Source organism: Pseudomonas sp. FYR_7 (assembly GCF_043106155.1).
Taxonomy (GTDB): Bacteria; Pseudomonadota; Gammaproteobacteria; order Pseudomonadales; family Pseudomonadaceae; genus Aquipseudomonas; species Aquipseudomonas parafulva_B.
The window spans coordinates 40,393-64,973 of sequence record NZ_JBICMI010000018.1 but is presented as its reverse complement, the minus strand read 5'-3'; the positions used below and the strand labels follow the sequence as shown (position 1 = coordinate 64,973).

24 protein-coding genes are annotated in these 24,581 nt (G+C 62.0%); 19 read left to right on the top strand and 5 right to left on the bottom strand.

Going from position 1 to position 24,581, the window contains the following annotated elements:
• Positions 1-35: 35 nt before the first annotated feature.
• The 7 genes from ACF8R3_RS04595 to ispD all read left to right on the top strand — a co-directional run bounded on the left by ACF8R3_RS04595 (position 36) and on the right by ispD (position 7,688).
• Positions 36-983, top strand: coding sequence for an acetyl-CoA carboxylase carboxyltransferase subunit alpha (locus tag ACF8R3_RS04595; protein WP_058605311.1), 948 nt, complete (start codon positions 36-38; stop codon positions 981-983).
• Between the two features lie 87 nt (positions 984-1,070).
• Positions 1,071-2,354, top strand: a complete 1,284-nt coding sequence (tilS, locus tag ACF8R3_RS04590) for a tRNA lysidine(34) synthetase TilS (protein ID WP_392515048.1) — start codon at positions 1,071-1,073, stop codon at positions 2,352-2,354.
• A gap of 270 nt (positions 2,355-2,624) precedes the next feature.
• Positions 2,625-4,253 (top strand): CTP synthase, encoded by a 1,629-nt coding sequence (locus ACF8R3_RS04585; RefSeq protein ID WP_058605313.1) that lies wholly within the window; start codon positions 2,625-2,627, stop codon positions 4,251-4,253.
• A 3-nt stretch (positions 4,254-4,256) separates the two neighbouring features.
• A complete protein-coding gene (kdsA, locus tag ACF8R3_RS04580; RefSeq protein WP_058605314.1) occupies positions 4,257-5,102 on the top strand; it encodes a 3-deoxy-8-phosphooctulonate synthase in 846 nt (281 codons plus the stop codon).
• A 152-nt stretch (positions 5,103-5,254) separates the two neighbouring features.
• Positions 5,255-6,544 carry a phosphopyruvate hydratase gene (gene eno / locus ACF8R3_RS04575; protein WP_058605315.1) on the top strand — a complete coding sequence of 430 codons (1,290 nt, stop codon included), beginning with the start codon at positions 5,255-5,257 and terminating at the stop codon, positions 6,542-6,544.
• A 158-nt stretch (positions 6,545-6,702) separates the two neighbouring features.
• The gene (ftsB, locus tag ACF8R3_RS04570; RefSeq protein WP_023534037.1) at positions 6,703-6,984 is read left to right on the top strand and encodes a cell division protein FtsB; all 282 of its coding nucleotides are present in this window, start codon (positions 6,703-6,705) and stop codon (positions 6,982-6,984) included.
• Positions 6,981-7,688 (top strand): 2-C-methyl-D-erythritol 4-phosphate cytidylyltransferase, encoded by a 708-nt coding sequence (ispD, locus tag ACF8R3_RS04565; RefSeq protein ID WP_197843884.1) that lies wholly within the window; start codon positions 6,981-6,983, stop codon positions 7,686-7,688. Before ftsB ends, ispD begins: the two co-directional genes overlap by 4 nt.
• Before the next feature lie 68 nt (positions 7,689-7,756).
• Here ispD and ACF8R3_RS04560 read toward each other — a convergent pair whose 3' ends face one another.
• Positions 7,757-8,650 (bottom strand): LysR substrate-binding domain-containing protein, encoded by an 894-nt coding sequence (locus tag ACF8R3_RS04560; RefSeq protein ID WP_078478980.1) that lies wholly within the window; start codon positions 8,648-8,650, stop codon positions 7,757-7,759.
• Positions 8,651-8,757: 107 nt separating this feature from the next.
• On the opposite strand from ACF8R3_RS04560, the gene ACF8R3_RS04555 reads away from it, so the two are divergent.
• The 8 genes from ACF8R3_RS04555 (at position 8,758) to rpoS (ending at position 15,935) form a co-directional block, all read left to right on the top strand.
• On the top strand, positions 8,758-9,870 hold the full coding sequence (locus ACF8R3_RS04555) for an S-(hydroxymethyl)glutathione dehydrogenase/class III alcohol dehydrogenase (protein ID WP_182138992.1): 1,113 nt from the start codon (positions 8,758-8,760) through the stop codon (positions 9,868-9,870).
• Positions 9,871-9,878: 8 nt separating this feature from the next.
• The gene (fghA, locus tag ACF8R3_RS04550) at positions 9,879-10,733 is read left to right on the top strand and encodes an S-formylglutathione hydrolase (protein ID WP_167339241.1); all 855 of its coding nucleotides are present in this window, start codon (positions 9,879-9,881) and stop codon (positions 10,731-10,733) included.
• 96 nt (positions 10,734-10,829) lie between these two features.
• A complete protein-coding gene (ispF, locus tag ACF8R3_RS04545) occupies positions 10,830-11,303 on the top strand; it encodes a 2-C-methyl-D-erythritol 2,4-cyclodiphosphate synthase (protein WP_058605320.1) in 474 nt (157 codons plus the stop codon).
• On the top strand, positions 11,300-12,358 hold the full coding sequence (gene truD, locus ACF8R3_RS04540) for a tRNA pseudouridine(13) synthase TruD (RefSeq protein ID WP_197843885.1): 1,059 nt from the start codon (positions 11,300-11,302) through the stop codon (positions 12,356-12,358). Before ispF ends, truD begins: the two co-directional genes overlap by 4 nt.
• On the top strand, positions 12,346-13,095 hold the full coding sequence (gene surE, locus ACF8R3_RS04535; protein ID WP_058605322.1) for a 5'/3'-nucleotidase SurE: 750 nt from the start codon (positions 12,346-12,348) through the stop codon (positions 13,093-13,095). The genes truD and surE overlap by 13 nt, the downstream gene beginning before the upstream one ends.
• Positions 13,096-13,130: 35 nt before the next feature.
• Entirely contained in the window at positions 13,131-13,769 is a 639-nt protein-coding gene (locus ACF8R3_RS04530) for a protein-L-isoaspartate(D-aspartate) O-methyltransferase (RefSeq protein ID WP_167339267.1), read from the top strand.
• A 192-nt stretch (positions 13,770-13,961) separates the two neighbouring features.
• Positions 13,962-14,819 (top strand): peptidoglycan DD-metalloendopeptidase family protein, encoded by an 858-nt coding sequence (locus ACF8R3_RS04525; protein ID WP_326383755.1) that lies wholly within the window; start codon positions 13,962-13,964, stop codon positions 14,817-14,819.
• A 108-nt stretch (positions 14,820-14,927) separates the two neighbouring features.
• Positions 14,928-15,935: an RNA polymerase sigma factor RpoS gene (rpoS, locus tag ACF8R3_RS04520; protein ID WP_023534146.1), complete on the top strand. Its 1,008-nt coding sequence runs from the start codon at positions 14,928-14,930 to the stop codon at positions 15,933-15,935.
• A gap of 655 nt (positions 15,936-16,590) precedes the next feature.
• On the opposite strand, the gene fdxA is transcribed toward rpoS, so the two are convergent.
• Together fdxA and mutS are read right to left on the bottom strand one after the other, a co-directional pair.
• Complete coding sequence (fdxA, locus tag ACF8R3_RS04515; protein ID WP_023534129.1) at positions 16,591-16,914, bottom strand: ferredoxin FdxA; 324 nt, start codon at positions 16,912-16,914, stop codon at positions 16,591-16,593.
• A gap of 139 nt (positions 16,915-17,053) precedes the next feature.
• Entirely contained in the window at positions 17,054-19,627 is a 2,574-nt protein-coding gene (gene mutS / locus ACF8R3_RS04510; protein ID WP_182138990.1) for a DNA mismatch repair protein MutS, read from the bottom strand.
• 198 nt (positions 19,628-19,825) lie between these two features.
• On the opposite strand from mutS, the gene ACF8R3_RS04505 reads away from it, so the two are divergent.
• From ACF8R3_RS04505 to recX, 3 genes are all read left to right on the top strand, one after another.
• The gene (locus ACF8R3_RS04505) at positions 19,826-20,308 is read left to right on the top strand and encodes a CinA family protein (protein WP_058639505.1); all 483 of its coding nucleotides are present in this window, start codon (positions 19,826-19,828) and stop codon (positions 20,306-20,308) included.
• Positions 20,309-20,410: 102 nt separating this feature from the next.
• A complete protein-coding gene (recA, locus tag ACF8R3_RS04500; protein ID WP_023534161.1) occupies positions 20,411-21,478 on the top strand; it encodes a recombinase RecA in 1,068 nt (355 codons plus the stop codon).
• 20 nt (positions 21,479-21,498) lie between these two features.
• Positions 21,499-21,966, top strand: coding sequence for a recombination regulator RecX (recX, locus tag ACF8R3_RS04495; RefSeq protein ID WP_078478976.1), 468 nt, complete (start codon positions 21,499-21,501; stop codon positions 21,964-21,966).
• Positions 21,967-21,981: 15 nt separating this feature from the next.
• Here the strand turns inward: recX and ACF8R3_RS04490 are convergent, their stop codons facing one another.
• Entirely contained in the window at positions 21,982-23,091 is a 1,110-nt protein-coding gene (locus tag ACF8R3_RS04490; RefSeq protein ID WP_392515044.1) for a TIGR00730 family Rossman fold protein, read from the bottom strand.
• A gap of 120 nt (positions 23,092-23,211) precedes the next feature.
• Positions 23,212-23,631, bottom strand: a complete 420-nt coding sequence (locus ACF8R3_RS04485) for a quorum-sensing-regulated virulence factor family protein (protein WP_058605329.1) — start codon at positions 23,629-23,631, stop codon at positions 23,212-23,214.
• 210 nt (positions 23,632-23,841) lie between these two features.
• On the opposite strand from ACF8R3_RS04485, the gene ACF8R3_RS04480 reads away from it, so the two are divergent.
• Entirely contained in the window at positions 23,842-24,552 is a 711-nt protein-coding gene (locus tag ACF8R3_RS04480; RefSeq protein ID WP_392515042.1) for a tRNA-uridine aminocarboxypropyltransferase, read from the top strand.
• The last annotated feature ends 29 nt before the right edge of the window (positions 24,553-24,581 follow it).

Below are 24,581 nucleotides of genomic sequence, written 5' to 3'. Positions count from 1 at the left end.
CCGGCCGCCTGGCCGTAGACCCAAGACGGATGACTATGAACCCGAACTTTCTCGACTTCGAACAGCCGATTGCCGACCTGCAAGCCAAGATCGAAGGCCTGCGCCTGGTAGGCAACGACAATTCGCTGAACATCAGCGATGAAATTGCCCGTCTGCAAGACAAGAGCAATACCCTGACCGAAAGCATTTTCGGCAACCTGACCAGCTGGCAGATCGCTCGCCTGGCACGTCACCCGCGTCGTCCCTACACCCTGGACTACCTGCAGCACATCTTCACCGAATTCGAAGAACTGCACGGCGACCGCCACTTCTCCGACGATGCCGCCATCGTTGGCGGTACCGCACGCCTGGACGGCAAGCCAGTCATGGTCATCGGGCACCAGAAGGGCCGCGAAGTGCGGGAAAAGGTTCGCCGCAACTTCGGCATGCCGCGCCCCGAGGGCTACCGCAAGGCGTGCCGCCTGATGGAAATGGCCGAGCGTTTCCGCATGCCGATCCTGACCTTCATCGACACGCCGGGTGCCTATCCAGGCATCGATGCCGAGGAACGTAACCAGAGCGAGGCCATCGCCTGGAACCTGCGCGTGATGGCGCGCCTGAAGACGCCCATCATCGCCACGGTGATCGGTGAAGGCGGGTCGGGCGGCGCACTGGCCATCGGCGTGTGCGACCAGCTGAACATGCTGCAGTACTCCACCTACTCGGTCATTTCGCCCGAAGGCTGCGCTTCGATCCTGTGGAAGACGGCCGACAAGGCTGCCGATGCCGCCGAGGCCATGGGCATCACGGCTGAGCGCCTCAAGAGCCTGGACATCGTTGACAAGGTCATCCCGGAGCCACTGGGTGGCGCTCACCGTGATCCTGCCGCCATGTCCGAAAGCATCCGCGCCGAGCTGGTGGAGCAGCTGGACATGCTCAGCGGCTTGGACCACGACGCACTGTTGGCGCGCCGCTACGACCGCCTGATGAGCTACGGCGTCTGATCGCCCTTGGGGCCGCCTGTCGGCCCCTCGGGTGAGCCTGTATCCCAGGCTCACTCACATCCGTCACCCAGGTTGATCGAGGCCTCGATGATTGATCTCGCCCCCTGGCTATGCGCCCGTACGTGGTACGTCGCCCTCTCAGGCGGCCTCGATTCCACCGTCCTGCTGCACTGGCTCGCCGCCTACGCCCGTAGCCATCCTGCACCGCCGCTGCGCGCAATTCACATCCATCATGGCCTGCAACCCGCCGCGCAGGCGTGGCCTGCCCATTGCCAGCGTGTGTGCGATGACCTGGGCGTCGAGCTGCAGGTCATCGAGGTCGACGTCGCCCCAGGCCCGAGCCTGGAGCAGGCTGCCCGTCAGGCCCGTTACGCTGCGTTCGAGCGGGTATTGGCGGCAGGTGACATGCTGTTCACCGGCCAGCACCGCGACGATCAGGCTGAAACGCTGCTGTTTCGCCTGCTGCGGGGCGCGGGGTTGCGTGGCCTGGCGGCGATGCCGAGGGAGCGGGCGCTAGGGCAGGGCAGGCTGGTCAGGCCGTTGCTTGGTTGTTCCCGGCAACAGTTGCAAGGCTATGCCCAGGCGCATGCGTTGGGCTGGGTCGAGGACCCTTCGAATGCCGATACACGGTTTGCCCGCAACTATCTGCGCAGGGAGGTCTTGCCATCCCTTGTGCAGCGCTGGCCGCAAGCCGGGCAGAACCTGGCCCGCGCCGCCGAACACCTGGGCGAAGCCCTGAGCCTGCTGGACGAGCTGGCCGAAAACGACCTGGCGCCCGTACGCCAGGGTGCTCCTGCTGCTTGGCCTGGACTCGATTCGCTGGACCTGGCCGGCCTGCTCGCGCTTTCACCTGCCCGCCAGCGCAATGCGTTGCAGTATTGGCTCAGCCACCGAACCCGGTTGCCCGACGCGCGCCACTGGGCCGGCTGGGCGGACCTGCGCAATGCCGCGGTCGATGCCTGCCCCGTGTGGCAACTGGCCGATGGCCAACTGGTGCGCAGCCAGGGGCGCATCTGGTGGCTGAGCGGCGACTGGTTGCAAACGCCCTGTAAGGCCATGGAGTGGGAAAACGCCGATCAGCCGTTGGCCTTACCTGGCAACGGCAGCGTGCGACTTGTTGGCGCAGGCGCGCTGACGGGCCTGCGTATCGGCTACCGTCAGGGCGGGGAGTGGCTGGACATCCCAGGGCGCGGGCGACGTGATCTCAAGCGCTTGCTCAATGAACTGCACGTGCCGCATTTTCTGCGCCTGCGCCTGCCGCTGCTCTACCAAGGCGAGCGGCTGCTGGCGGTAGCCAACCTACCCAGTCTGGCCCAGGGCGATTACTGCCTGCACTGGCAGTTGCCGACCAGCGCGCAAGGTTTGAGCTAGTGGGTACATTCGGGTAGACTACCCTCCCTTCTTGATACAGCTTCTGTGGGTTCCGCGAAAACACAGGAGTTGCCGATTACCAAGCAGTTTTTTGCTGGGCTGATTCTTAGAAATGACGAGCGAGCGCCCTGCCAGGGTTACCCCTGGTCTGTACACACGCGGCAGTTTTTCGAGATGCACTGTGATTGACGCAGGTGATCGGGGGCGTTTGCCCTCCTTCGCTATCTCCGGCGGCGCTGGCCGCTTTAACGCAGACTTCTAGGGTTTTTCATGACGCGCTACATATTCGTCACGGGCGGTGTTGTTTCTTCATTGGGGAAAGGCATTGCCTCGGCTTCCCTGGCGGCCATCCTGGAGGCGCGGGGCCTGAAGGTCACCATGCTCAAGCTGGATCCGTACATCAACGTCGACCCAGGCACCATGAGCCCGTTCCAGCACGGTGAAGTATTCGTCACCCAGGACGGCGCCGAGACCGACCTGGACCTGGGCCACTATGAGCGGTTCATCCGCACCACCATGACCCAGAACAACAACTTCACCACCGGCCGCGTCTACGAGCACGTGCTGCGCAAGGAACGCCGTGGTGACTACCTGGGCGCGACCATCCAGGTCATCCCGCACATCACCGATGAAATCAAGCGCCGCATCATCAAGGGTGCAGGCGATGCCGACGTGGCCCTGGTCGAGATCGGCGGCACCGTGGGTGACATCGAGTCCCAGCCGTTCCTCGAAGCCATTCGCCAGCTGCGCGTGGAAGTAGGCTCCAAGCGCGCGATGCTGATGCACCTGACGCTGGTGCCTTACATCGCCACCGCCGGTGAAACCAAGACCAAGCCGACCCAGCATTCGGTCAAGGAGCTGCGCTCCATCGGCCTGCAGCCTGACGTGCTGATCTGCCGCTCCGATCATCCTGTCGATGCATCCTCGCGCCGCAAGATCGCCTTGTTCACCAACGTTGAAGAGCGTGCGGTGATTTCGCTGGAAGACGTCGACACCATCTACAAGATTCCAGGTGTCTTGCATGCCCAGGGCCTGGACGACTTCGTCGTCGAGCGTTTCGGCCTGCAGTGCACGGGTGCCGACCTGTCCGAGTGGGACAAGGTGGTCGACGCCAAGCTCAACCCGGAGCATGAAGTCACCATCGCCATGGTCGGCAAGTACATGGAGCTGCTCGATGCGTACAAGTCGCTGATCGAAGCGATGAGCCACGCGGGCATCACCAACCGCACCAAGGTCAACCTGCGCTACATCGATTCCGAAGACATCGAGAACCAGGGTACCAGCCTGCTCGAAGGCGCCGATGCCATCCTGGTCCCCGGTGGTTTCGGTCTGCGCGGTGTCGAAGGCAAGATCACGGCGGTGCAATACGCCCGTGAGAACAAGGTGCCGTACCTGGGTATCTGCCTGGGCATGCAAGTGGCCGTCATCGAGTTCGCCCGTAACGTGATGGGCTGGAGCGACGCCAACTCCACCGAGTTCGATCGCGATAGTGGTCATCCGGTCGTCGGCCTGATCACCGAGTGGGCAGACGCCACCGGTGCGGTCGAAACCCGCAGCGAGGCGTCCGACCTGGGCGGCACCATGCGCCTGGGTGCTCAGGACTGCCAGCTGGCTGCAGGTTCCAACGTGCATGCGTGCTATGGCAAGGACATCATCACCGAGCGCCACCGTCACCGCTACGAAGTGAACAACAACTTGCTGCCGCAACTGGTGGACGCAGGTCTGGTGGTTTCCGGTCGTTCCGAAGACGGCGCCCTGGTCGAGGTGGTGGAGTCCAAGGACCACCCCTGGTTTGTCGCCTGCCAGTTCCACCCGGAGTTCACCTCCACCCCACGCGATGGCCACCCGCTGTTCAGTGGCTTCGTCAAGGCGGCGCTCGCCCAGAAGAACAAGGCCTGATCCATGCCCCAGAAGATCATCCGCGTCGGTCATATCGATATCGCCAACGACAAGCCATTCGTCCTGTTCGGTGGCATGAACGTGCTGGAATCCCGCGACCTGGCCATGAAGGTGTGCGAAGAGTACGTGCGGGTTACCGAAAAGCTCGGTATCCCGTATGTGTTCAAGGCCAGCTTCGACAAGGCCAACCGGTCCTCGGTCACCTCCTACCGCGGCCCTGGCATGGAAGAAGGCCTGAAGATCTTCGAGGAGATCAAGCGTACCTTCAACGTGCCGGTGATTACCGATGTGCACGAGCCTTACCAGGCCGAGCCGGTAGCCAAGGTCTGCGACATCATCCAGTTGCCGGCTTTCCTGTCGCGCCAGACCGACCTGGTGGTGGCGATGGCAAAGACCGGCGCGGTGATCAATATCAAGAAGGCCCAGTTCCTCGCACCCCAGGAGATGAAACACATCCTGACCAAGTGCGAAGAAGCCGGTAATGACCAATTGATCCTGTGCGAGCGTGGTTCGAGCTTCGGTTACAACAACCTGGTCGTGGACATGCTCGGCTTCGGTGTCATGAAGCAGTTCGAATACCCGGTGTTCTTCGACGTGACCCATGCCCTGCAGATGCCGGGTGGTCGTGCCGACTCCGCTGGCGGGCGCCGCGCTCAGGTGACCGACCTGGCCAAGGCTGGCATGAGCCAGGGGCTGGCAGGGCTGTTCCTCGAAGCTCACCCCGATCCGGACAACGCCAAGTGCGACGGCCCGTGTGCCCTGCGCCTGGACAAGCTGGAGCCATTCCTGGCTCAGCTCAAGCAACTGGATGACCTGGTGAAAAGTTTTCCGACGGTAGAAACCGCGTAAAGCACTTTTCTCGGGTAAAGTACCGTCCGATTCACCCCTGACCACTCGGTCAGGGGCTCCCTTCGCCGGGCCTGCCACAGCATCCTCGTCCGGTGAACGGCAAGAATTTTCTAAGCTGCGTTGTTTTCGTCAATTCTGGAGTGCTTACAACAATGGCAAAAATCGTCGACATCAAAGGTCGTGAAGTTCTCGATTCGCGTGGCAACCCCACCGTGGAAGCCGATGTACTGCTCGACAACGGCATCATCGGCAGCGCGTGCGCGCCGTCCGGTGCTTCCACCGGCTCGCGCGAAGCGCTGGAGCTGCGTGATGGCGACAAGAGCCGTTACCTGGGCAAGGGTGTGCTGAAGGCTGTCGCCAACATCAACGGCCCGATCCGCGACCTGCTGCTGGGCAAGGACCCTTCCGACCAGAAGGCCCTGGACCACGCCATGATCGAGCTGGACGGTACCGAGAACAAGGCCAAGCTGGGCGCCAACGCGATCCTGGCCGTGTCCCTGGCGGCTGCCAAAGCGGCTGCCCAGGATCAGGACCTGCCCCTGTATGCCCACATTGCCAACCTCAACGGCACTCCAGGCCAGTACTCGATGCCGGTACCGATGATGAATATCATCAACGGTGGCGAGCATGCCGACAACAACGTCGATATTCAGGAGTTCATGGTCCAGCCGGTGGGTGCCAAGACCTTCTCCGACGGCCTGCGCATGGGGACCGAGATCTTCCATCACCTCAAGGCCGTGCTCAAGGCCCGTGGCCTGAACACTGCCGTCGGTGACGAAGGTGGCTTCGCCCCTAACCTGGCCTCCAACGAAGATGCCCTCGGCGCCATCGCCGAAGCCGTCGAGAAAGCCGGCTACAAGCTGGGCACCGACGTGACCCTGGCCCTGGACTGCGCCGCCTCCGAGTTCTATGAAGACGGCAAGTACAACCTGTCCGGCGAAGGCAAGTCGTTCGACGCCGAAGGCTTTGCCGACTACCTCAAAGGCCTGACCGAGCGCTTCCCGATCATTTCGATCGAAGATGGCCTGGACGAGTCCGACTGGGCTGGCTGGAAGATCCTCACCGACAAGATCGGCGAGAAGGTGCAGCTGGTCGGTGACGACCTGTTCGTGACCAACACCAAGATCCTCAAGGAAGGCATCGAGAAGGGCATCGGTAACTCGATCCTCATCAAGTTCAACCAGATCGGCTCGCTGACCGAGACCCTGGAGGCCATCCAGATGGCCAAGGCCGCCGGTTACACGGCCGTGATCTCCCACCGCTCGGGTGAAACCGAAGACTCCACCATCGCCGACCTGGCCGTGGGTACTGCGGCCGGTCAGATCAAGACCGGTTCGCTGTGCCGTTCTGACCGCGTGTCGAAGTACAACCAATTGCTGCGCATCGAAGAGCAACTGGGTGCCAAGGCGGTTTACCGTGGCCGTACCGAGTTTCGCGGCTAAGCAAGAGATGGTAAAAAGACAGCAGCCGGAGCTGTAGGAACGTTCGTACCGTAACTTCCTACGTTCCATCGGGTTTCTGTCTGAGAAGCCTGGCTTAGGCCAGGCTTCGTGCTATCTGAGACCCTGAACCAACAGGGTCTTTCAACCTGGATATCTTGATGCGCAGTCCTTATTGGTTGTTCCTGGTCCTGCTTCTGCTGCTGGGCGGCCTGCAATACCGTTTGTGGGTAGGCAATGGCAGCCTGGCGCAGGTGGCCGAGCTCAAGCAGCAGATTGACGAGCAGCATGCCGAGAACGAGCGGCTGCTGGAGCGTAACCGTGTGCTCGACGCCGAAGTGCTGGAGTTGAAAAAAGGCATGGAAACCGTCGAAGAGCGTGCCCGCCACGAGCTCGGCATGGTCAAGGAAGGCGAAACCCTCTTTCAGTTGCCCCAGAAATGAGTGAACGCTTGCCGGCCTTCTGGGCCGTGATTCCTGCAGCGGGTGTGGGCGCTCGCATGGCTGCCGATCGTCCCAAGCAATACCTGGAGCTGGCAGGGCAGACCATCATCGAGCACAGCCTGGCGTGTTTTCTCGGCCACCCCTCCCTCAAGGGGGTCGTGGTCAGCATCGCTGAACATGACCCGTACTGGCCCGGCCTTCGGTGCGCCAGCGACCCGCGCATCCGCCGGGCTGCCGGAGGGCGCGAGCGTGCTGACTCGGTGCTCAATGCCTTGTTGCTGTTGCATGCCCAGGGCGCGGAAGATGATGACTGGGTGTTGGTGCACGACGCGGCGCGGCCCAACCTGGCACGCAGTGACCTGGACAAGCTGCTATCGGAATTGGCAGATGATCCGGTGGGCGGCCTGTTGGCCGTACCTGCCCGTGACACGCTCAAAAGGGCCGACGGCCACGGGCGCGTTAGCGCCACGGTTGACCGCAGCACCATTTGGCAGGCCTATACACCGCAGATGTTCCGTTTGGGGGCGCTGCATCGGGCACTGGCCGAGTGCCTGGTGTCGGATGTGGTGGTGACCGATGAGGCTTCGGCCATGGAATGGTCCGGTCAATCGCCACGGCTGATCGAGGGCCGCAGTGACAACCTCAAGGTTACGCGCCCTGAAGACCTGGAGTGGCTGCGCCAGCGCTGGAGTGGGAGACGTTGACCTGGGCCGTTCACCTCGCCAGTGATTGAATCAGGCTGCCAGCGCCCGCCATTGTGGCTGAGCGCCGGTCATGCCCGATACTCCGGCAGACCTGCCAGGCCCTCTTTCAGATAGTCCACCAGGCGCCGCACTTTGGGCGACAGGTGCCGCTGCTGCGGGTACAAGGCCCACACCGCCGTATTGGGAGGTTGGTGGGCTTGCAGCAGCGGGACCAAAGCACCGCTGTGCAGGTGTTCGAGCACGTAGTAATCCGGCAGTTGGCACAAGCCGATGCCTTGAAGCGCCGCGTCCAGCACCGCCTGGCCGCTGTTGCACCGCCAGTTGCCCTGAACGCGCTGGCTGATTTCACGCCCCTCCATTTGCAACGCCCACACATCCGAACTGCCTATCAGGCAGTTGTGCCTGGCCAGTTCCGACAGGCTGTGCGGCCTGCCGTAGCGCGCCAGGTAGCCTGGCGAGGCGCACACGTACATGCGCCGGGGTGCCAGGCGCGTCGCGATCAGGCGCGAGTCGGCCAGGCGACCGAGGCGGATGGCCAGGTCCATGCCTTCGTGCAGCAGGTCCAGGGTCTGGTTGCTCAGTTCGACGTCCACCCTCAACTGCGGGTACAACGCCATGAAACGGGTGACCAAGGGCACGATGAAGCGCTCGCCATAGGCCACGGCGCACGTCATGCGCAGCAGCCCCTTGGGCTCGCTGGCCAGATCGCCCATCGCCCGCAGCGCTTCCTCGCGCCCGTCCTGCAAGCGCTGGCAGTGCTGCAGAAACGTCTGGCCGGCCTCGCTGAGCGTGACTTTTCGTGTGCTGCGATACAGTAAGCGCGTCTGTACGCGTTCTTCCAAGCGCGCTATCTGCCGGCTTACATGGGAAGAGGACACGCCCAGCCGTTGCGCTGCCGCCGTGAACTGCCCCAATTCGGCCACGGCAACGAATTCATCGATGCCCTCCCAGCGGTTATTCATGATTATCCCTGCACGGCAATAATGTTTTGTCTTTCACCGGATTATTCAACAATTGCGGGTGAAATACACTGTCTGCCGATTTCATTCACGTATCTGGAGACCCTGCGATGATCAAATCCCGCGCTGCCGTAGCTTTCGAAGCCAAGAAACCCTTGGAAATTGTCGAAGTCGATGTGGCCATGCCCAAGGCGGGCGAGGTGTTGCTGCGCGTGGTCGCCAGCGGCGTGTGCCACACCGATGCCTATACCTTGTCCGGTGCTGACCCGGAAGGCATCTTCCCGTCGATCCTCGGCCACGAAGGCGGCGCCATCGTCGAAGCCGTGGGCGAGGGCGTGACCTCGGTGGCGGTGGGTGACCATGTGATTCCGCTGTATACCCCTGAGTGTGGCAAGTGCAAATTCTGCCTGTCCGGCAAGACCAACCTGTGCCAGGCCATCCGCGCCACCCAGGGCAAGGGCCTGATGCCCGACGGCACCACGCGTTTCTCCTACAAGGGTCAGCAGTTGTTCCACTACATGGGCACCTCGACCTTCTCCGAATACACCGTGTTGCCGGAAATTTCGGTGGCCAAGATCCAGAAAGAGGCGCCGCTGGAGAAGGTCTGCCTGCTGGGCTGCGGCGTGACCACGGGTATTGGCGCAGTGCTGAACACCGCCAAGGTACAACCGGGTGATACCGTCGCCGTCTTCGGGCTGGGCGGCATTGGCCTCTCGGCCATCATCGGTGCGGTCAAGGCAAAGGCCTCGCGCATCATCGCCATCGACATCAACCCGGCCAAGTTCGAAATCGCTCGCCAACTGGGCGCTACCGATTGCATCAACCCCAAGGAGCACGATCGCCCGATCCAGGAAGTGATCGTCGACCTGACCGACGGCGGCGTGGACTTCTCCTTCGAGTGCATCGGCAACGTGCAACTGATGCGTGCCGCCTTGGAGTGCTGCCACAAGGGCTGGGGCGAGTCGGTGATCATCGGTGTCGCCGGCGCCGGTCAGGAAATCGCCACCCGGCCGTTCCAATTGGTCACCGGGCGCGTCTGGCGCGGTTCGGCCTTCGGCGGCGTGCGTGGCCGCAGCGAATTGCCGAGCTACGTGGAAATGTCCGAAAAGGGCGAGATTCCGCTGGATACCTTCATCACCCATACCATGGGCCTGGAGGACATCAACAAGGCCTTCGACCTGATGCACGAAGGCAAGAGCATTCGCAGCGTCATCCACTTCTGAGGCTTGCCATGACCCTGGACAACATTTCCTGCCAGAAGAGCTTCGGCGGCTGGCACAAGCGTTACCGCCACACCTCCAAGGTGCTGGGTTGCGACATGGTCTTCGCCGTCTACCTGCCACCTCAGGCCGAGCAGGGCGAGAAGCTGCCGGTGCTGTACTGGCTTAGCGGCTTGACCTGCAACGACGAGAACTTCATGCAGAAGGCCGGCGCCCAGCGCCTGGCCGCAGAGCTGGGGCTGATCATCGTGGCGCCCGACACCAGCCCTCGCGGCGAGCAGGTACCCGGCGATCCTGACGGTGCCTGGGACTTTGGTCTAGGTGCTGGCTTCTACCTCAACGCCACGCAGCAACCCTGGGCTCAGCACTACCGCATGCATGATTACGTGGTGCAGGAACTGCCGGCCCTGATCGAGGCGCATTTCCCCGCCTCGGGCGAGCGCAGCATCAGTGGGCACTCCATGGGCGGGCACGGCGCCCTGGTCTGCGCATTGCGCAACCCCGGCCGCTATCGCTCGGTGTCGGCGTTTTCGCCGATCTGCAACCCGATGGATTGCCCTTGGGGCGAAAAGGCCTTCAGCCGCTACCTGGGTGAAGAGCGCACCCGTTGGCGCGAGTGGGATGCCAGCGTGTTGCTGGCCGAAACCCCGTCGGGGCAGTGCCCCCCGTTGCTGGTGGACCAGGGCGATCGCGACGACTTCCTCGAAAAGCAGCTCAAGCCTGAGGCCCTGGAGCAAGCGGCGCGCAAAGGCGGTCATGAGCTGACCCTGCGCCTGCAGCCTGGCTACGATCACAGCTACTACTTCATCGCCAGCTTCATCGAGGAGCACCTGCGCCACCACGCGGTAGCCCTGGGACGGGTGTAGCCGTAGGGCAGCCAGCCGGCGACGTTCGCCGGCTCTGCACCTTGGCGTGGCAAATGCAGGTAGAATCACGCCCTGACTCATTCAGGGCGTTTTCTTATGCGTATTGGCCACGGCTACGATGTGCACCGGTTCTGCGACGGTGATTTCATTACCCTGGGCGGGGTGCGTATCCCCCACAAGTTCGGCCTGCTGGCCCATTCCGATGGTGACGTGCTGCTGCATGCCCTGAGCGATGCATTGCTCGGCGCCGCCGCACTGGGTGATATCGGCAAGCACTTCCCCGACACCGATCCGCAATTCAAGGGCGCCGACAGCCGCGTGCTGCTGCGTCATGTGCTGGATGTCGTTCGGGCCAAGGGCTGGCAAGTGGGCAACGTCGACGCCACCATCATTGCCCAGGCGCCGAAGATGGCACCCCACATCGAGGTCATGCGCCAGCGCATCGCCGACGACCTCGCGGTGGGCCTCGACCAAGTCAACGTCAAGGCCACGACGACCGAGAAGCTGGGCTTCGCCGGGCGTGAGGAGGGGATCGCCGTGCACGCGGTTGCCCTGTTGCTGCCGGCATGACCGAATTGGATCTGTTGGGCCCAAGGGCATCGGGGCAAGCCCTGGGCACGGCTGTGCTCAAGGCCGTTGCCGAAGATTTTCAGGTCGACGAAGTGCTTGATATCCCGCTGTCTGGCCAAGGCGAGCACCTGTGGCTATGGGTGGAAAAGCGTGAGCTCAATACCGAGGAAGCGGCCCGCCGCCTGGCCAGGGCCGCCGGCGTGCCTGCGCGCGCCATCAGCTACGCCGGGCTCAAGGACCGTCAGGCCTTGACCCGCCAGTGGTTCAGCCTGCATTTGCCGGGCAAGGCCGACCCAGACCTGTCGCGGGCCGAGGATGCCAATCTGCGCGTGCTCAAGCAGATGCGCCACCAGCGTAAATTGCAGCGCGGCGCGCATTCGTCCAACGGCTTCACGCTGCGCCTGACCCAACTGGCAGCCGATCATCAGGCTGTCGATGCGCGCCTGGCCCAGCTTAAGGCGAACGGTGTGCCCAATTACTTCGGTACCCAGCGCTTCGGGCATGCCGGCGGCAACGTGCATGACGCCCTGGGTTGGGCCGAGCGCCAGGCCTTGCCTGAGCAACGTAACGTTCGCTCGCGCCTGCTTTCAGCCGGTCGCAGCTACCTGTTCAACCAGGTGCTGGCCGCACGGGTAAACGATGGCAGCTGGACCCGTGCGCAAGTGGGCGATCTGCTGGCGTTCACCAACAGCCGCAGTTTTTTCCCCGCTGCTGAGGCCGAATGCGCCGATCCTCGCCTGGCTGTTCTCGACCTGCACCCTACAGGCCCTCTGTGGGGCGAGGGTGATTCGCCAGCCGGCGCTCGAACCGGGGCGTTGGAGAATTCGGTCGGTGCCGCCCATCCCGCGCTGTGCCAGTGGTTGGCAAAGGCGGGCATGGATCACGAACGGCGTATTCTGCGGCTCCCTATTACTGGCCTTACGTGGCATTATCCCGAGCCTGATATCCTGCAACTGGAATTCGTCCTTCCGGCCGGATGCTTCGCCACCGTCGTGGTGCGCGAGGTGGTGGATCTGGTGTCGGCAGGGCAGACGGACAGCCCATGCGTATTCTGATTTCGAACGACGACGGTGTGACCGCACCAGGCATCGCCGCGCTGCACGCTGCGCTTGCCGATTACGCGCAGTGCACGGTCATTGCACCTGACCAAGACAAGAGCGGCGCCGGCAGCTCACTGACGTTGGATCGGCCGCTGCACCCGCAGACGCTGGCCAACGGCTTCATAAGCCTCAATGGTACGCCGACCGACTGCGTGCACCTGGGGCTGAACGGTCTGTTGCCGTACACCCCGGATATGGTCGTGTCGGGCATCAACCTGGGGGCCAACCTGGGCGATGACGTGCTGTACTCGGGTACGGTGGCCGCAGCGCTGGAGGGGCGCTTCCTGGGCGGTACGTCGCTCGCGTTCTCGCTGCTTTCGCGCCAACCGGACAACCTGCCGGCCGCGGCTCATATCGCCCGTCGTCTGGTCGAGGCACAGTCGCGCCTGGCGCTGCCGCCGCGTACCGTCCTCAATGTCAACATACCCAACCTGCCGCTCGAGCGCATTCGTGGCATCCAGCTGACGCGACTGGGTCATCGGGCGCGGGCTGCGGCACCCACCAAGGTGGTCAACCCGCGTGGCAAGGAAGGCTACTGGATCGCAGTTGCCGGTGATGCCGAGGACGGCGGGCCGGGTACTGACTTCCATGCGGTGATGCAAGGCTATGTTTCCATCACCCCGTTGCAGCTTGACCGAACCTTCAACGACGCCTTCGAGCAGCTCGATGGCTGGCTGGAGGGCTTGCTTTGATGCGTGAGGACGATATGTTGCGTCGGGGCATCGGCATGACGTCCCAACGCACCCGCGAGCGCTTGATCCAGCGGCTGTGCGAGGAGGGCGTGTCCAGCCCCCAGGTGCTCGATGTGATTCGCCGCACGCCACGCCACCTGTTCGTGGACGAGGCACTGGCCCATCGGGCCTATGAAGATACCGCGCTGCCCATCGGCCACAACCAGACCATTTCGCAACCGTTCATGGTGGCGCACATGAGCGAATTGCTGCTGGAGGCGGGCCCGCTGGATAAGGTGCTGGAGATCGGCACGGGCTCGGGCTACCAGACCGCCGTGCTGGCGCAATTGGTCGAGCGGGTATTCTCGGTCGAGCGCATCAAGGTTCTGCAGGACCGGGCCAAGGAACGCCTGGTGGAGCTGAACCTGCGCAACGTGGTGTTTCGTTGGGGCGATGGTTGTGAAGGGTGGCCGGCACTGGCCCCCTACAATGGCATCATCGTCACCGCCGTTGCGCCGGAAGTGCCCCAGGCGCTGCTCGATCAATTGGCGCCGGGTGGGCGGATGGTGATTCCAGTAGGATCACCCGGTGAGGTGCAGCAGTTGATGCTCATCGTACGAGAAGAACACGGGTTCTCACGCCGCGTACTCGGAGCGGTACGCTTCGTGCCCCTGCTCAATGGGCCGGTGGCCTGATTCATCGGGGCATCGACGGGCTATTTTTGCACCTGCGTCGAATTCTTGCAGGATCGACCTGTCTATCTGGCGGTGCACACACGTTGCGCGAGTGTGTTGCAGCCGCCTGCCAAGACCGGTGAGCTTCGTTATAATTGCAACAATATTGCATTCTTGTCTTGAAACGTTTTCGGCACCATGAGGGGAGCGCGGGTGGGTCACACAGTCTTTCGGCAGCGCAAGGACAGCTCGGGTCTCAGGCTCTTGGTGCTGGTACTGGCCATGGGCACACTGCTGGTGGGGTGTTCGAGCTCTGGCAGCAACAGTGCGCGTGTCGTCGACCGCAACAGCAGCGCGCCCAAACGGCCGACCGTGACCTCCGGTCAGTATGTGGTCAAGCCAGGCGACACGCTGTTCTCCATCGCGTTTCGCTACGGTTGGGACTACAAGGAGCTGGCGGCACGCAACGGTATCGCCCCGCCGTATACCATTCGCCCTGGCCAGCCGATTCGCTTCAGCAGCGGGGCTTCGGGCAGCACCACCGTGGTGGCCAGCCCGTCCTCGTCCAGCCGGACCACGGTCACTCGCCGTCCTGTGGGTGCCACGGCATCTACCCCTGCCACGACCACCAAGACCGTCACCACATCCAGCTCGGCGAGCGCGCCGGTGGTCGCTACCGTGCCTGCGGCCGAGCGTGCGGCCGGTGGTTGGACCTGGCCGGCGAACGGGGTTTTGATCGGCAAATTTGCTTCAAACGGTAGTTTGAATAAAGGCATTGATATCGCCGGTGATTTGGGACAGCCTGTTTTTGCTGCGGCCAGTGGATCAGTGGTGTACGCCGGGAGTGGTTTGAGGGGCTACGGCGAGCTGATCATCATCAAGCACAGCGATACCTATGTCAGTGCCTACGGCCACAACCGCAGGCTCTTGGTACGAGAGGGGCAGCAGGTCAAGGCAGGGCAGTCGATTGCTGAAATGGGGTCTACAGGCACAGATCGGGTGAAGTTGCATTTCGAAATTCGCCGCCAGGGCAAACCCGTCGACCCTCTCCAGTTCCTGCCACGCCGTTGATTGTTGTTTCCAGTCTGTTCCGCTGACATGGAGGGGACAGGCTCAAGCGCTGCCAGGGAGACAGGCGCCGCTCGAGTCTGAGTTCGAACTCAGCAAAGGACTATAACAATGGCTCTCAGCAAAGAAGCGCCGGAGTTTGACATCGACGATGACGTTCTACTCATGGAGACGGGCATCGTTTTGGAAACGGATGTGGTGTCAGACGAACCTGCTGTACCTTCGGTTCGGACCAGGGCCAAATCAGGCTCTTCGCTTAAACAACACAAGTACATCGATTACAGCCGGGCGCTTGATGCGACTCAGTTGTACCTCAACGAGATCGGCTTTTCGCCCCTGCTTTCGCCGGAAGAAGAAGTGCACTTTGCGCGCTTGTCGCAAAAGGGCGACCCCGCTGGCCGCAAGCGCATGATCGAAAGCAACCTGCGCCTGGTGGTGAAAATCGCGCGCCGCTACGTGAACCGAGGGTTGTCGTTGCTCGATCTGATCGAGGAAGGCAACCTGGGGCTGATTCGCGCGGTGGAGAAGTTCGACCCTGAGCGGGGCTTTCGTTTCTCGACCTACGCCACCTGGTGGATTCGGCAGACCATTGAGCGGGCGATCATGAACCAGACCCGCACCATTCGCCTGCCCATCCATGTAGTCAAGGAACTCAACGTTTACTTGCGCGCGGCGCGCGAGCTGACCCAGAAGCTGGACCACGAGCCTTCGCCGGAAGAGATCGCCGCCTTGCTCGAGAAGCCGGTTGCCGAGGTCAAGCGCATGCTGGGTCTCAACGAGCGGGTTTCCTCCGTGGACGTGTCCCTGGGCCCTGACTCGGACAAGACGCTGCTCGACACTCTGACGGATGATCGACCCACAGACCCGTTCGAGCTGCTGCAGGACGATGACCTGTCGCAGAGCATCGATCAGTGGTTGGGTGAACTGACCGACAAGCAACGTGAAGTGGTGGTGCGCCGGTTCGGCTTGCGTGGGCACGAAAGCAGTACGTTGGAGGACGTCGGTCTGGAGATAGGCCTGACCCGCGAGCGGGTGCGGCAGATACAGGTCGAGGGGCTCAAGCGGCTGCGTGAGATTCTGGAAAAGAACGGCCTATCCAGCGAGTCGCTTTTTCGTTAGTCCCGGGTTTTGCGCTGCGTTCAGAAACGCCCCAATAAAAAGGGGCGTTTTTGCGTCTGGGGTTTGAAGAACCATGCCATCGACGAGCCTTGCGCGGTCAGAGGCGTTCGTACCGGTTTGCAGTTTCACAGGCGCATTCAGCATTGTGCTCACAGTGGCAGTTCGGCCTGTAAGCATTTGCTTACTCGTTACGTAAGCTGTTGAAGGGTGTAGCAGTAAACCAATGTCGTTTTCAAAAGCAATAGCTTCTTAACTCATTGAAAATATTGAAGTATTTAGATATGTGAAAGTTTGTAGGCCGCAACATCCTGTGAGGAGGACTCGTTGCACATCCCGCTCAGGTCGCTAGTATTCGAACTGTGCACAGGGACACGCACAGGCACTCAGGAAGAGAGCCAAGGACATCGCAAGAAGCGATTTCATCAGGACGATGTACAGGACAAGCAGGGACTACGGAAAAAATGTGGGCGGGTCGAACCGCCCCTTTTTTTTGCCTTTTTTTTGGGTTCGGAGGCCTTTGATCCAAGCGCATACTGCACAGCGCTTGGGAACGGCTGTATCAGAAGCCAGCGTGGCGGCGGTCACATTTGCATCACTGGTCTTTCGCGCTACAGCAAAAAGGCCCTTGCGGGCCTTTTCGTTTGTTCACGCGACGTTAGCGCTGCAAGTCGGCAATCTTGCCTGGCTTGCCGTCCCACTCCTCAGCATCAGGAAGTGCATCCTTGCGCTCGGTGATGTTGGGCCAGATCTCAGCCAGTTCGGCGTTCAACTCGATGAAGTTCTCCATGCCCGATGGCACTTCGTCTTCCGAGAAAATGGCTTGTGCCGGGCACTCTGGTTCGCACAGTGCACAGTCGATGCACTCATCCGGGTGGATGACCAGGAAGTTCGGGCCTTCGTAGAAGCAGTCCACCGGACAGACTTCCACGCAGTCGGTGTATTTGCATTTGATGCAGTTGTCGGTGACGACGAAGGTCATTTCTAGTTCTCTCCTCAGGCGACGGCGGCGGCCCTTCCTCTCAGGCCGCGCGGTTTGCGGGTTTTGGCTGCAGGCCAGGCTAATAACCGTGCAGTACCAGCAAACCGCGGCGGATTCTACCAGCTTGTCATGGCTGCCGTTATAACAGGTTCTTTAGTTGATATAGCATTTCGATAGCTTGGCGCGGTGTCATGTCATCGAGCTGCAGCTTGCCCAGCTTCTCGATCGCCGGGTGGGGCAGGCTGGCGAACAAGTCGCTCTGGTGCGGCACTTGCGGTGCATCCTGCGCTTTCGGGACTTGGGTCGAGTCGTGTGGCAGGCTGGTGGTTTCCAGGCGCGACAGGTGCTCCCGAGCGCGCTGGATGACCACCGCCGGTACACCTGCCAGTTGCGCGACCGCCAGGCCATAACTCTGGCTCGCAGGCCCTGGCAGCACGTGGTGCAGGAATACGATGCGGTCGTTGTGCTCCGTTGCATTGAGGTGCACGTTGGCCACCAGCGGCTCACTGTCGGGCAACACGGTCAGTTCGAAGTAGTGGGTAGCGAACAAGGTGTAGGCCCGCAGGCGCGCCAGGCGTTCGGCTGCTGCCCAGGCCAACGACAGGCCATCGAAGGTGCTGGTGCCGCGGCCTACTTCGTCCATCAGCACCAGGCTGCGGTCGGTTGCGTTGTGCAGGATATTGGCGGTTTCGCTCATTTCCACCATGAAGGTGGAGCGCCCCCCTGCCAGGTCGTCGCTGGAGCCAATGCGGGTGAAGATGCGGTCGACCACCGACAGCTCGCAGCGCGCCGCTGGCACGAAGCTGCCGATATGTGCCATCAGCACGATCAGTGCGGTCTGGCGCATGTACGTGGACTTACCACCCATGTTCGGCCCGGTGATGATCAGCATCCGGGTGCTGTCGTCCAGGCCCAGGTCGTTGGCCACGAACGGCGTGGTGAGCACCTGCTCTACCACGGGGTGACGCCCCTGCTCGATGCGCAGGCACGGTTCTTCAACGAAGCGTGGGCAGTTCAGGTCCAGGTTCAGGGCCCGCTCTGCCAGGTTGCTGAGTACGTCCAGTTCAGCCAGGGCGGCGGCACTGTCCTGCAGTGGCGCCAAGTGGCTGATCAGGGTCTCGAGCAGCGCGTCGTAGAGCATCTTTTCCCGGGCCAGGGCGCGGCTCTTGGCCGACAGCGCCTTGTCCTCGAACGCCTTGAGTTCCGGGGTGATGAAGCGCTCGGCGCCCTTGAGGGTCTGCCGGCGGATATAGTCGACCGGTGCCTGTTCGGCCTGCTTGGAAGGCAGCTCGATGAAATAGCCATGCACACGGTTGTAGCCGACCTTGAGGTTGGCAAGGCCGGTGCGTGCCTTCTCACGTGCCTCGAGGTCGATCAGGAACTGACCGGCGTTCTCGCTGATGGCCAGCAGCTCGTCGAGCTCGTTGTCATAGCCAGCCTTGAGCACGCCACCGTCACGGATTACGGCTGGCGGGTTGTCGACCACCGCACGCTCCAGCAGGCTGGCCAGCTCCGGGTAGGTGCCGGTGATCGCGGCCAGGCGTGCAAGGTGCGGCGCCTCAAGCTCGGTCATGGCATTCTGCAGCTCGGGCAGGGCACCCAGTGCGTCACGCAGGCGCGCCAGGTCGCGTGGGCGGGCATTGCGCAGGCCGATACGGGCCAGGATGCGCTCGATGTCGCCGATTTCCTTGAGCTGGGGCTGCAGCTTTTCGAACCGGTAGCTGTCGAGCAGGCAGCGGATCGAATCTTGGCGGGCCTGTATGACCTTGAGGTCGCGCAGCGGGCGGTTCAGCCAGCGGCTCAACAGGCGGCTGGCCATGGCGGTCTGACAACGATCGACGACTGATTGCAGGGTATTGTCGCGCCCGCCTGCCAGGTTGACGTCCAGCTCCAGGTTGCGGCGGCTGGCGCCGTCGAGAATGACTGTGTCGTCCAGCCGCTCGTGACGCAGGCTGCGCAGGTGCGGCAACGCCGTGCGCTGGGTTTCCTTGGCATAGGCCAGCAGGCAGCCGGCGGCGCCGATGGCCAGGGTCAGCTTGTCACAGCCAAAGCCCTTGAGGTCCTTGGTGGCAAATTGTTGGCAGAGCGCCTTGCGCGCCGAGTCGCGGTCAAAGTCCCAAGGCGCTCGGCGACGCGCGCCGGGGCGTTTCTCGGCAGGCAGGTCGCGTGGCCAGTCATCCGGGATGAGCAGCTCGACCGGGTTGAGGCGATCCAGTTCAGCCAGCAGGGTTTCCCAGCCTTTGATCTCCTGCACGCCAAAGTGACCACTGGTGATGTCAAGCACGGCCAGGCCAAACAGACGCTCGTCGCCCAGCAGCGCTGCGATCAGGTTGTCGCGGCGCTCATCGAGCAATGCCTCGTCGCTGACGGTCCCTGGCGTGATGATGCGCACCACTTGGCGCTCGACCGGCCCCTTGCTGGTGGCCGGGTCGCCGATCTGCTCGCAGATGACAACCGATTCGCCCAGCTTGACCAGCTTGGCCAGATAACCCTCGAGGGAGTGAAACGGCACCCCGCACATGGGAATGGACTGGCCGGCGGACTGACCGCGCGCGGTCAGGGTGATGTCCAGCAGGCTGGCGGCCTTTTTCGCATCTTCATAGAAGATCTCGTAGAAGTCGCCCATGCGATAGAACATCAGCTGGTCAGGATGCTGGTTTTTCAGCTTCCAGTACTGCTGCATCATTGGGGTATGTGCGGAGAGATCGGACATGGTCGGCCTACAGCGGGTGATCTGGTTGGCGAGGGTAAACCGGCAATGGTACAGGCTTTTTCGGTGCGATGCAGGCGCCGAACGCCGCGCATGTCCACCCTGGGCGCTGCGGCAGGAGCTTGGAAAACCTGAACGTTTGCCCGGCCAGCCTCTCTATTGGGGTGATAGGGTAGTGGTCAGTCTTCAAGGAGCTTTCGCATGGATCCGATTACCACACTCGCCACTCGCCTGGGTGACCACCTGCAGCGCCTGGGGGCACAGGTGAGCACTGCCGAATCCTGTACCGGCGGCGGCATTGCCGAGGCCATTACCCGGATCGCCGGCAGCTCGGCCTGGTTCGAAGCCGGCTACGTGACTTACTCCAACCGGCAGAAAACGCGTCAGCTCGGGGTGCCCGAGGCGCTGTTCAAGCACGTGGGCGCGGTAAGCCAGGAGGTGGTCGAGGCCATGGTCGCGGGCGCGCAGCAGGCCAGCGGCGCCCGCTTCGCCGTAGCAGTCAGCGGGGTGGCCGGTCCTGGCGGCGGTTCGGCTGACAAGCCCGTAGGTACCGTGTGGCTGGCTTGGGGCGATGGGCAGCGGGTCGTCAGCGTGCGTCGTCAGTTCGAAGGCGACCGCGAGGGCGTGCGGCACCAAACCGTCGTCGCCGCCTTAGAAGGCTTGTTACAGCTTGGCACCGGTTAAATCGAAATCGGGGGTTTGCTCGGGCGCTCGCCTGTGGAATAATACTGGCTACTTATACAGTTATCCGGCCATCAGGGCCAAGTCGAACACGTGAGGATTTCAATGGACGACAACAAGAAGCGCGCCTTGGCTGCGGCCCTGGGTCAAATCGAACGTCAATTCGGTAAAGGCGCCGTCATGCGCATGGGCGACCATGAGCGCCAGGCCATCCCTTCCATTTCCACCGGCTCTCTGGGGCTGGACATCGCGCTGGGTATTGGCGGTCTGCCGAAAGGCCGTATCGTCGAAATCTACGGCCCGGAATCGTCAGGTAAAACCACGCTTACGCTCTCGGTCATCGCCGAAGCCCAGAAAAGTGGCGCCACCTGTGCGTTCGTCGATGCCGAGCACGCCCTTGACCCCGAGTACGCCGGCAAGCTGGGCGTCAACGTAGATGACCTGCTGGTTTCGCAGCCCGATACGGGTGAGCAGGCGCTGGAAATCACCGACATGCTGGTACGGTCCAACGCCGTCGACGTCATCATTGTCGACTCCGTGGCTGCCCTGGTACCCAAGGCTGAAATCGAAGGCGAAATGGGTGACATGCATGTGGGCCTGCAAGCTCGCCTGATGTCCCAGGCATTGCGCAAGATCACCGGTAACATCAAGAACGCCAACTGCCTGGTCATCTTCATCAACCAGATCCGTATGAAGATCGGCGTGATGTTTGGTAGCCCAGAAACCACCACTGGCGGTAACGCACTGAAGTTCTATGCCTCGGTTCGCCTGGATATCCGTCGCACCGGTGCAGTTAAGGAAGGCGACGAGGTGGTGGGTAGCGAAACCCGCGTCAAGATCGTCAAGAACAAGGTGGCGCCACCGTTCCGTCAAGCAGAATTCCAGATTCTGTACGGCAAAGGTATCTACCGTAACGGTGAGATCATCGACTTGGGCGTCTCTCAGGGCCTGGTCGAGAAGTCGGGTGCCTGGTACAGCTACCAAGGCAACAAGATTGGTCAGGGCAAGGCGAATGCTGCCAAGTACTTGCACGAGAATCCCGCTATCGGTAGCGAGATCGAGAAGCAGATCCGTGACAAGCTGCTCAATGCTGGTGCCGTAGCCGCTGCTGCCAAGGCTGCGGCCGCACAGGCCGATGCGGGTGACGTGGCCGAAGCCGAAGCTGGCTATTGATCACGCGACCTTAGCTGAACATGCCTGCCGTACTCGACACCCCCGTCGCCATTCGGCGGGCAGCCATGGACCTGCTTGCGCGACGTGAGCATGGTCGCGTGGAATTGACCCGCAAGTTACTTCAGCGCGGGGCTTTGCAGACGCTGATCGAGCATGAGCTTGATCGGCTGAGCGAAGAAGGTTTGCTGAGTGAAGCTCGCTATCTGGAAAGCTTCATTCGTTATCGATCCAATTCTGGTTATGGCCCTGCCCGAATCCGTGAGGAGCTCGGGCAGCGCGGCTTGGCGCGTGGTGATATCGATGCAGCGCTTCGCGAGAGTCATATCGACTGGGGCGAGCGCCTGTATGAAGTATGGCAGCGCAAATATGCCGGGCAACGCCCTGAGGATCCCAAGGCGCGTGCGCAGCAAATGCGCTTTCTCGCTTATCGTGGTTTCCCCATGGATATGATTGGAAAGCTGCTCAGCGGGCGAGGCTGGGACGATTGAACCCACTGCCTGCGCCTAAGAGAGATCCGGCAAGTGCTGTTCATGGCAGGCTGACGGCGCAACAGCCCAATGTTGCGGCAGATTGATGAAGTCCACCAGCTCTCGCAGTCGGCCTTGATCGCGGCCGGTAAAAGCGAAGCACAGGCGTGTCAGATGCCCAAAATCCCCGGTTTCGTTTTCGACGTTGCTGTCAGGCGTTTGCTCGAAGCTGCCGCTTAGGCAGAGATCGGCAAATTGCTCGTCAATCGCCTGTAACGCTTCGGGTGCGAGTGGCCGGTGCATGCGCAGGACGAACTGGCGTTTCAGCCAGCGGCTGGAGTGGTAGTTTTGGTAGAACCGATTGATTTCCTCAACAGCTTCCTCGGCACTGTGCACCAGGCGCAGCAGCTTAAGGTCGCCTGGCAGGATGTAGCGATTGTCCTGCAGCTGGTGGCGAATGAACGCCAGGCAGTCCTGCCAGAAGGTACCCTGCGGTGAGTCCAGCAGTACCACCGGTACCAGGGGGCTCTTACCCGTCTGGATAAGCGTCAGCACTTCCAGTGCTTCATCGAGCGTACCGAACCCTCCGGGGCACAACACCAGCGCGTCCGCTTCCTTGACGAAGAACAGCTTGCGAATGAAGAAGAAGTGAAACGACAGCAGCTTGTCGGTGCCTTCTATGGTTGGGTTGGCATGTTGTTCGAAGGGCAGGGTGATGTTGAAGCCAAGGCTGTTGTCGGCGCCGGAGCCTTCATGGGCGGCGGCCATGATACCGCCGCCGCCACCGGTGATGACCATCAAGTCCGAGCGGCCCAGCGCAGCACCCAGCTCACGGGCCAGGGCATACATGGGGTGCTCCAGCGGCGTACGCGCCGAGCCGAACACAGTGACCTTACGGCGGTGCTTGTGGCGACGCAGTGCGCGAAAGGACTGGTCGAGTTCGCGCAGCGCTTGCAGGGTGATCTTGGTGCTCCAGCGGTCGGCGTCGTCGTGGGCCATGCGCAGGATCGTCAGCATCATGTCGCGATAGAGGGGCAGGTTGGGGCTATCGGGGGCTACGCGTTCGAGTTGGGCGTCGATGTAGCTCAGGTCGATGTCATGATCGCGGAAGTGGCTGGAAAGCAGTTCATTCGATTGATAGGGCATGCAACTTCTCCTTCTGCTCCTTATCAATCTAGCCCTATAGCACGGGGCACGCCCAGCCCGTATAAGGGTGTCGGGCGCATGGAGGGGCGCCCGGACGGGGCTTGAGCGGTATTCGAAACTTTACTTCTTCTTGTTACCGGCAACGCAGCTAGCGCTGTCGAAGGCCTGATCCATCAACGGCTGATTGGTCTTGTAGACCGTGAAGCGGTACACCATCACTGCGCCTTTGGACATCAGGTTGCGGAACCCGGTGTTGCGGCAAACGCTGTCGCCCAACTGGCTGCGCACCTGCTCAGGGTTGGCCTGCATGCGCGCAGCATGGTCAGCGCGTACGCTGAGGTGGTTGATCAGGGCCTTGCCTTCGACCGTATAGCCTTGGTCGAGAATGTCTTCGTTGATGGCGCGGGGTGTGCCAACGCTGCTTTCCTTGGCAACCTTCTGCAGCATCGTGTTCAGGTCATAGTCCTGCTTGGAAGCCGCCTGGGCTGCAAGTGGCAGTGCGAGCAACAAGCTCAGGGCGGGGGCGATAAGGCGCAGCATGGATCTCTCCTGGTTCGGTGACTGGCGCTTGGACAGGCGTAGGCAGACGGCGTTCCCTCATCGCTGCCGCCCGCGTGGCGCTTGAAATCGCGAGTATAGGGGCGCTCCGGTCGTCTGCACAGCAAATGGCCGGCATTCTGGTAAACTGCCAGCCGTTTTCAATCGAGCCACTGCAGTGACTGCCACCTTTTTTCTGCAATGCGTGCCGGCATGAGCCATGCCGTCGCGCGGCTGCGCGCCGAACGCCTGGCGCGCAGCAACAAACCCTTTATCGCACGCGGCTCCCGGGCCGAGCGTTGCCCAGGTTGCCGGGTTATTGCCACGCATTGCCTGTGTGACTGGAAACCCAACGTCAGTGCCGAGTCGGGCATCTGCCTTTTGATGCACGATACCGAGCCGCTGAAGCCAACCAATACCGGCTGGCTCATCGCTGACCTGATCGAAGACACATCCGCCTTTGGCTGGCTGCGCACCTCGGTGGACGAGGGCTTGTTGGCGTTGCTCGATGACCCGCAATGGCAGCCGTACATCGTGTTCCCGGGTGAATTCGTGGCGCCGGAGCGCGTCGTGACGGACGTGGTGCGCTCGCCTGGCAAGCGGCCACTGTTCATCCTGCTCGACGCCACCTGGACCGAAGCGCGCAAGATGTTTCGCAAAAGCCCCTACCTGGAGCGTTTTCCGGTGTTGAGCCTGCAGCCCGAGCAGATGTCACGCTACCGGCTGCGCCGCTCGCGGCGCGATGACCATTTCTGTACGGCGGAAGTGGCCGCCATGTGCCTGGACCTGGCCGGGGATCACCTCGCCTCACAGGCGCTGGACGCCTACCTGGACGTCTTCAGCTTGCACTACCTCAGTGGCAAAAGCCGCCTGCCCCTGGATGAACAGGATGCTGTTCACCAGCGCCTGCATACCTTCCTATAGTCCAAGGGGCAGCCTACCGGCTTTGGTTC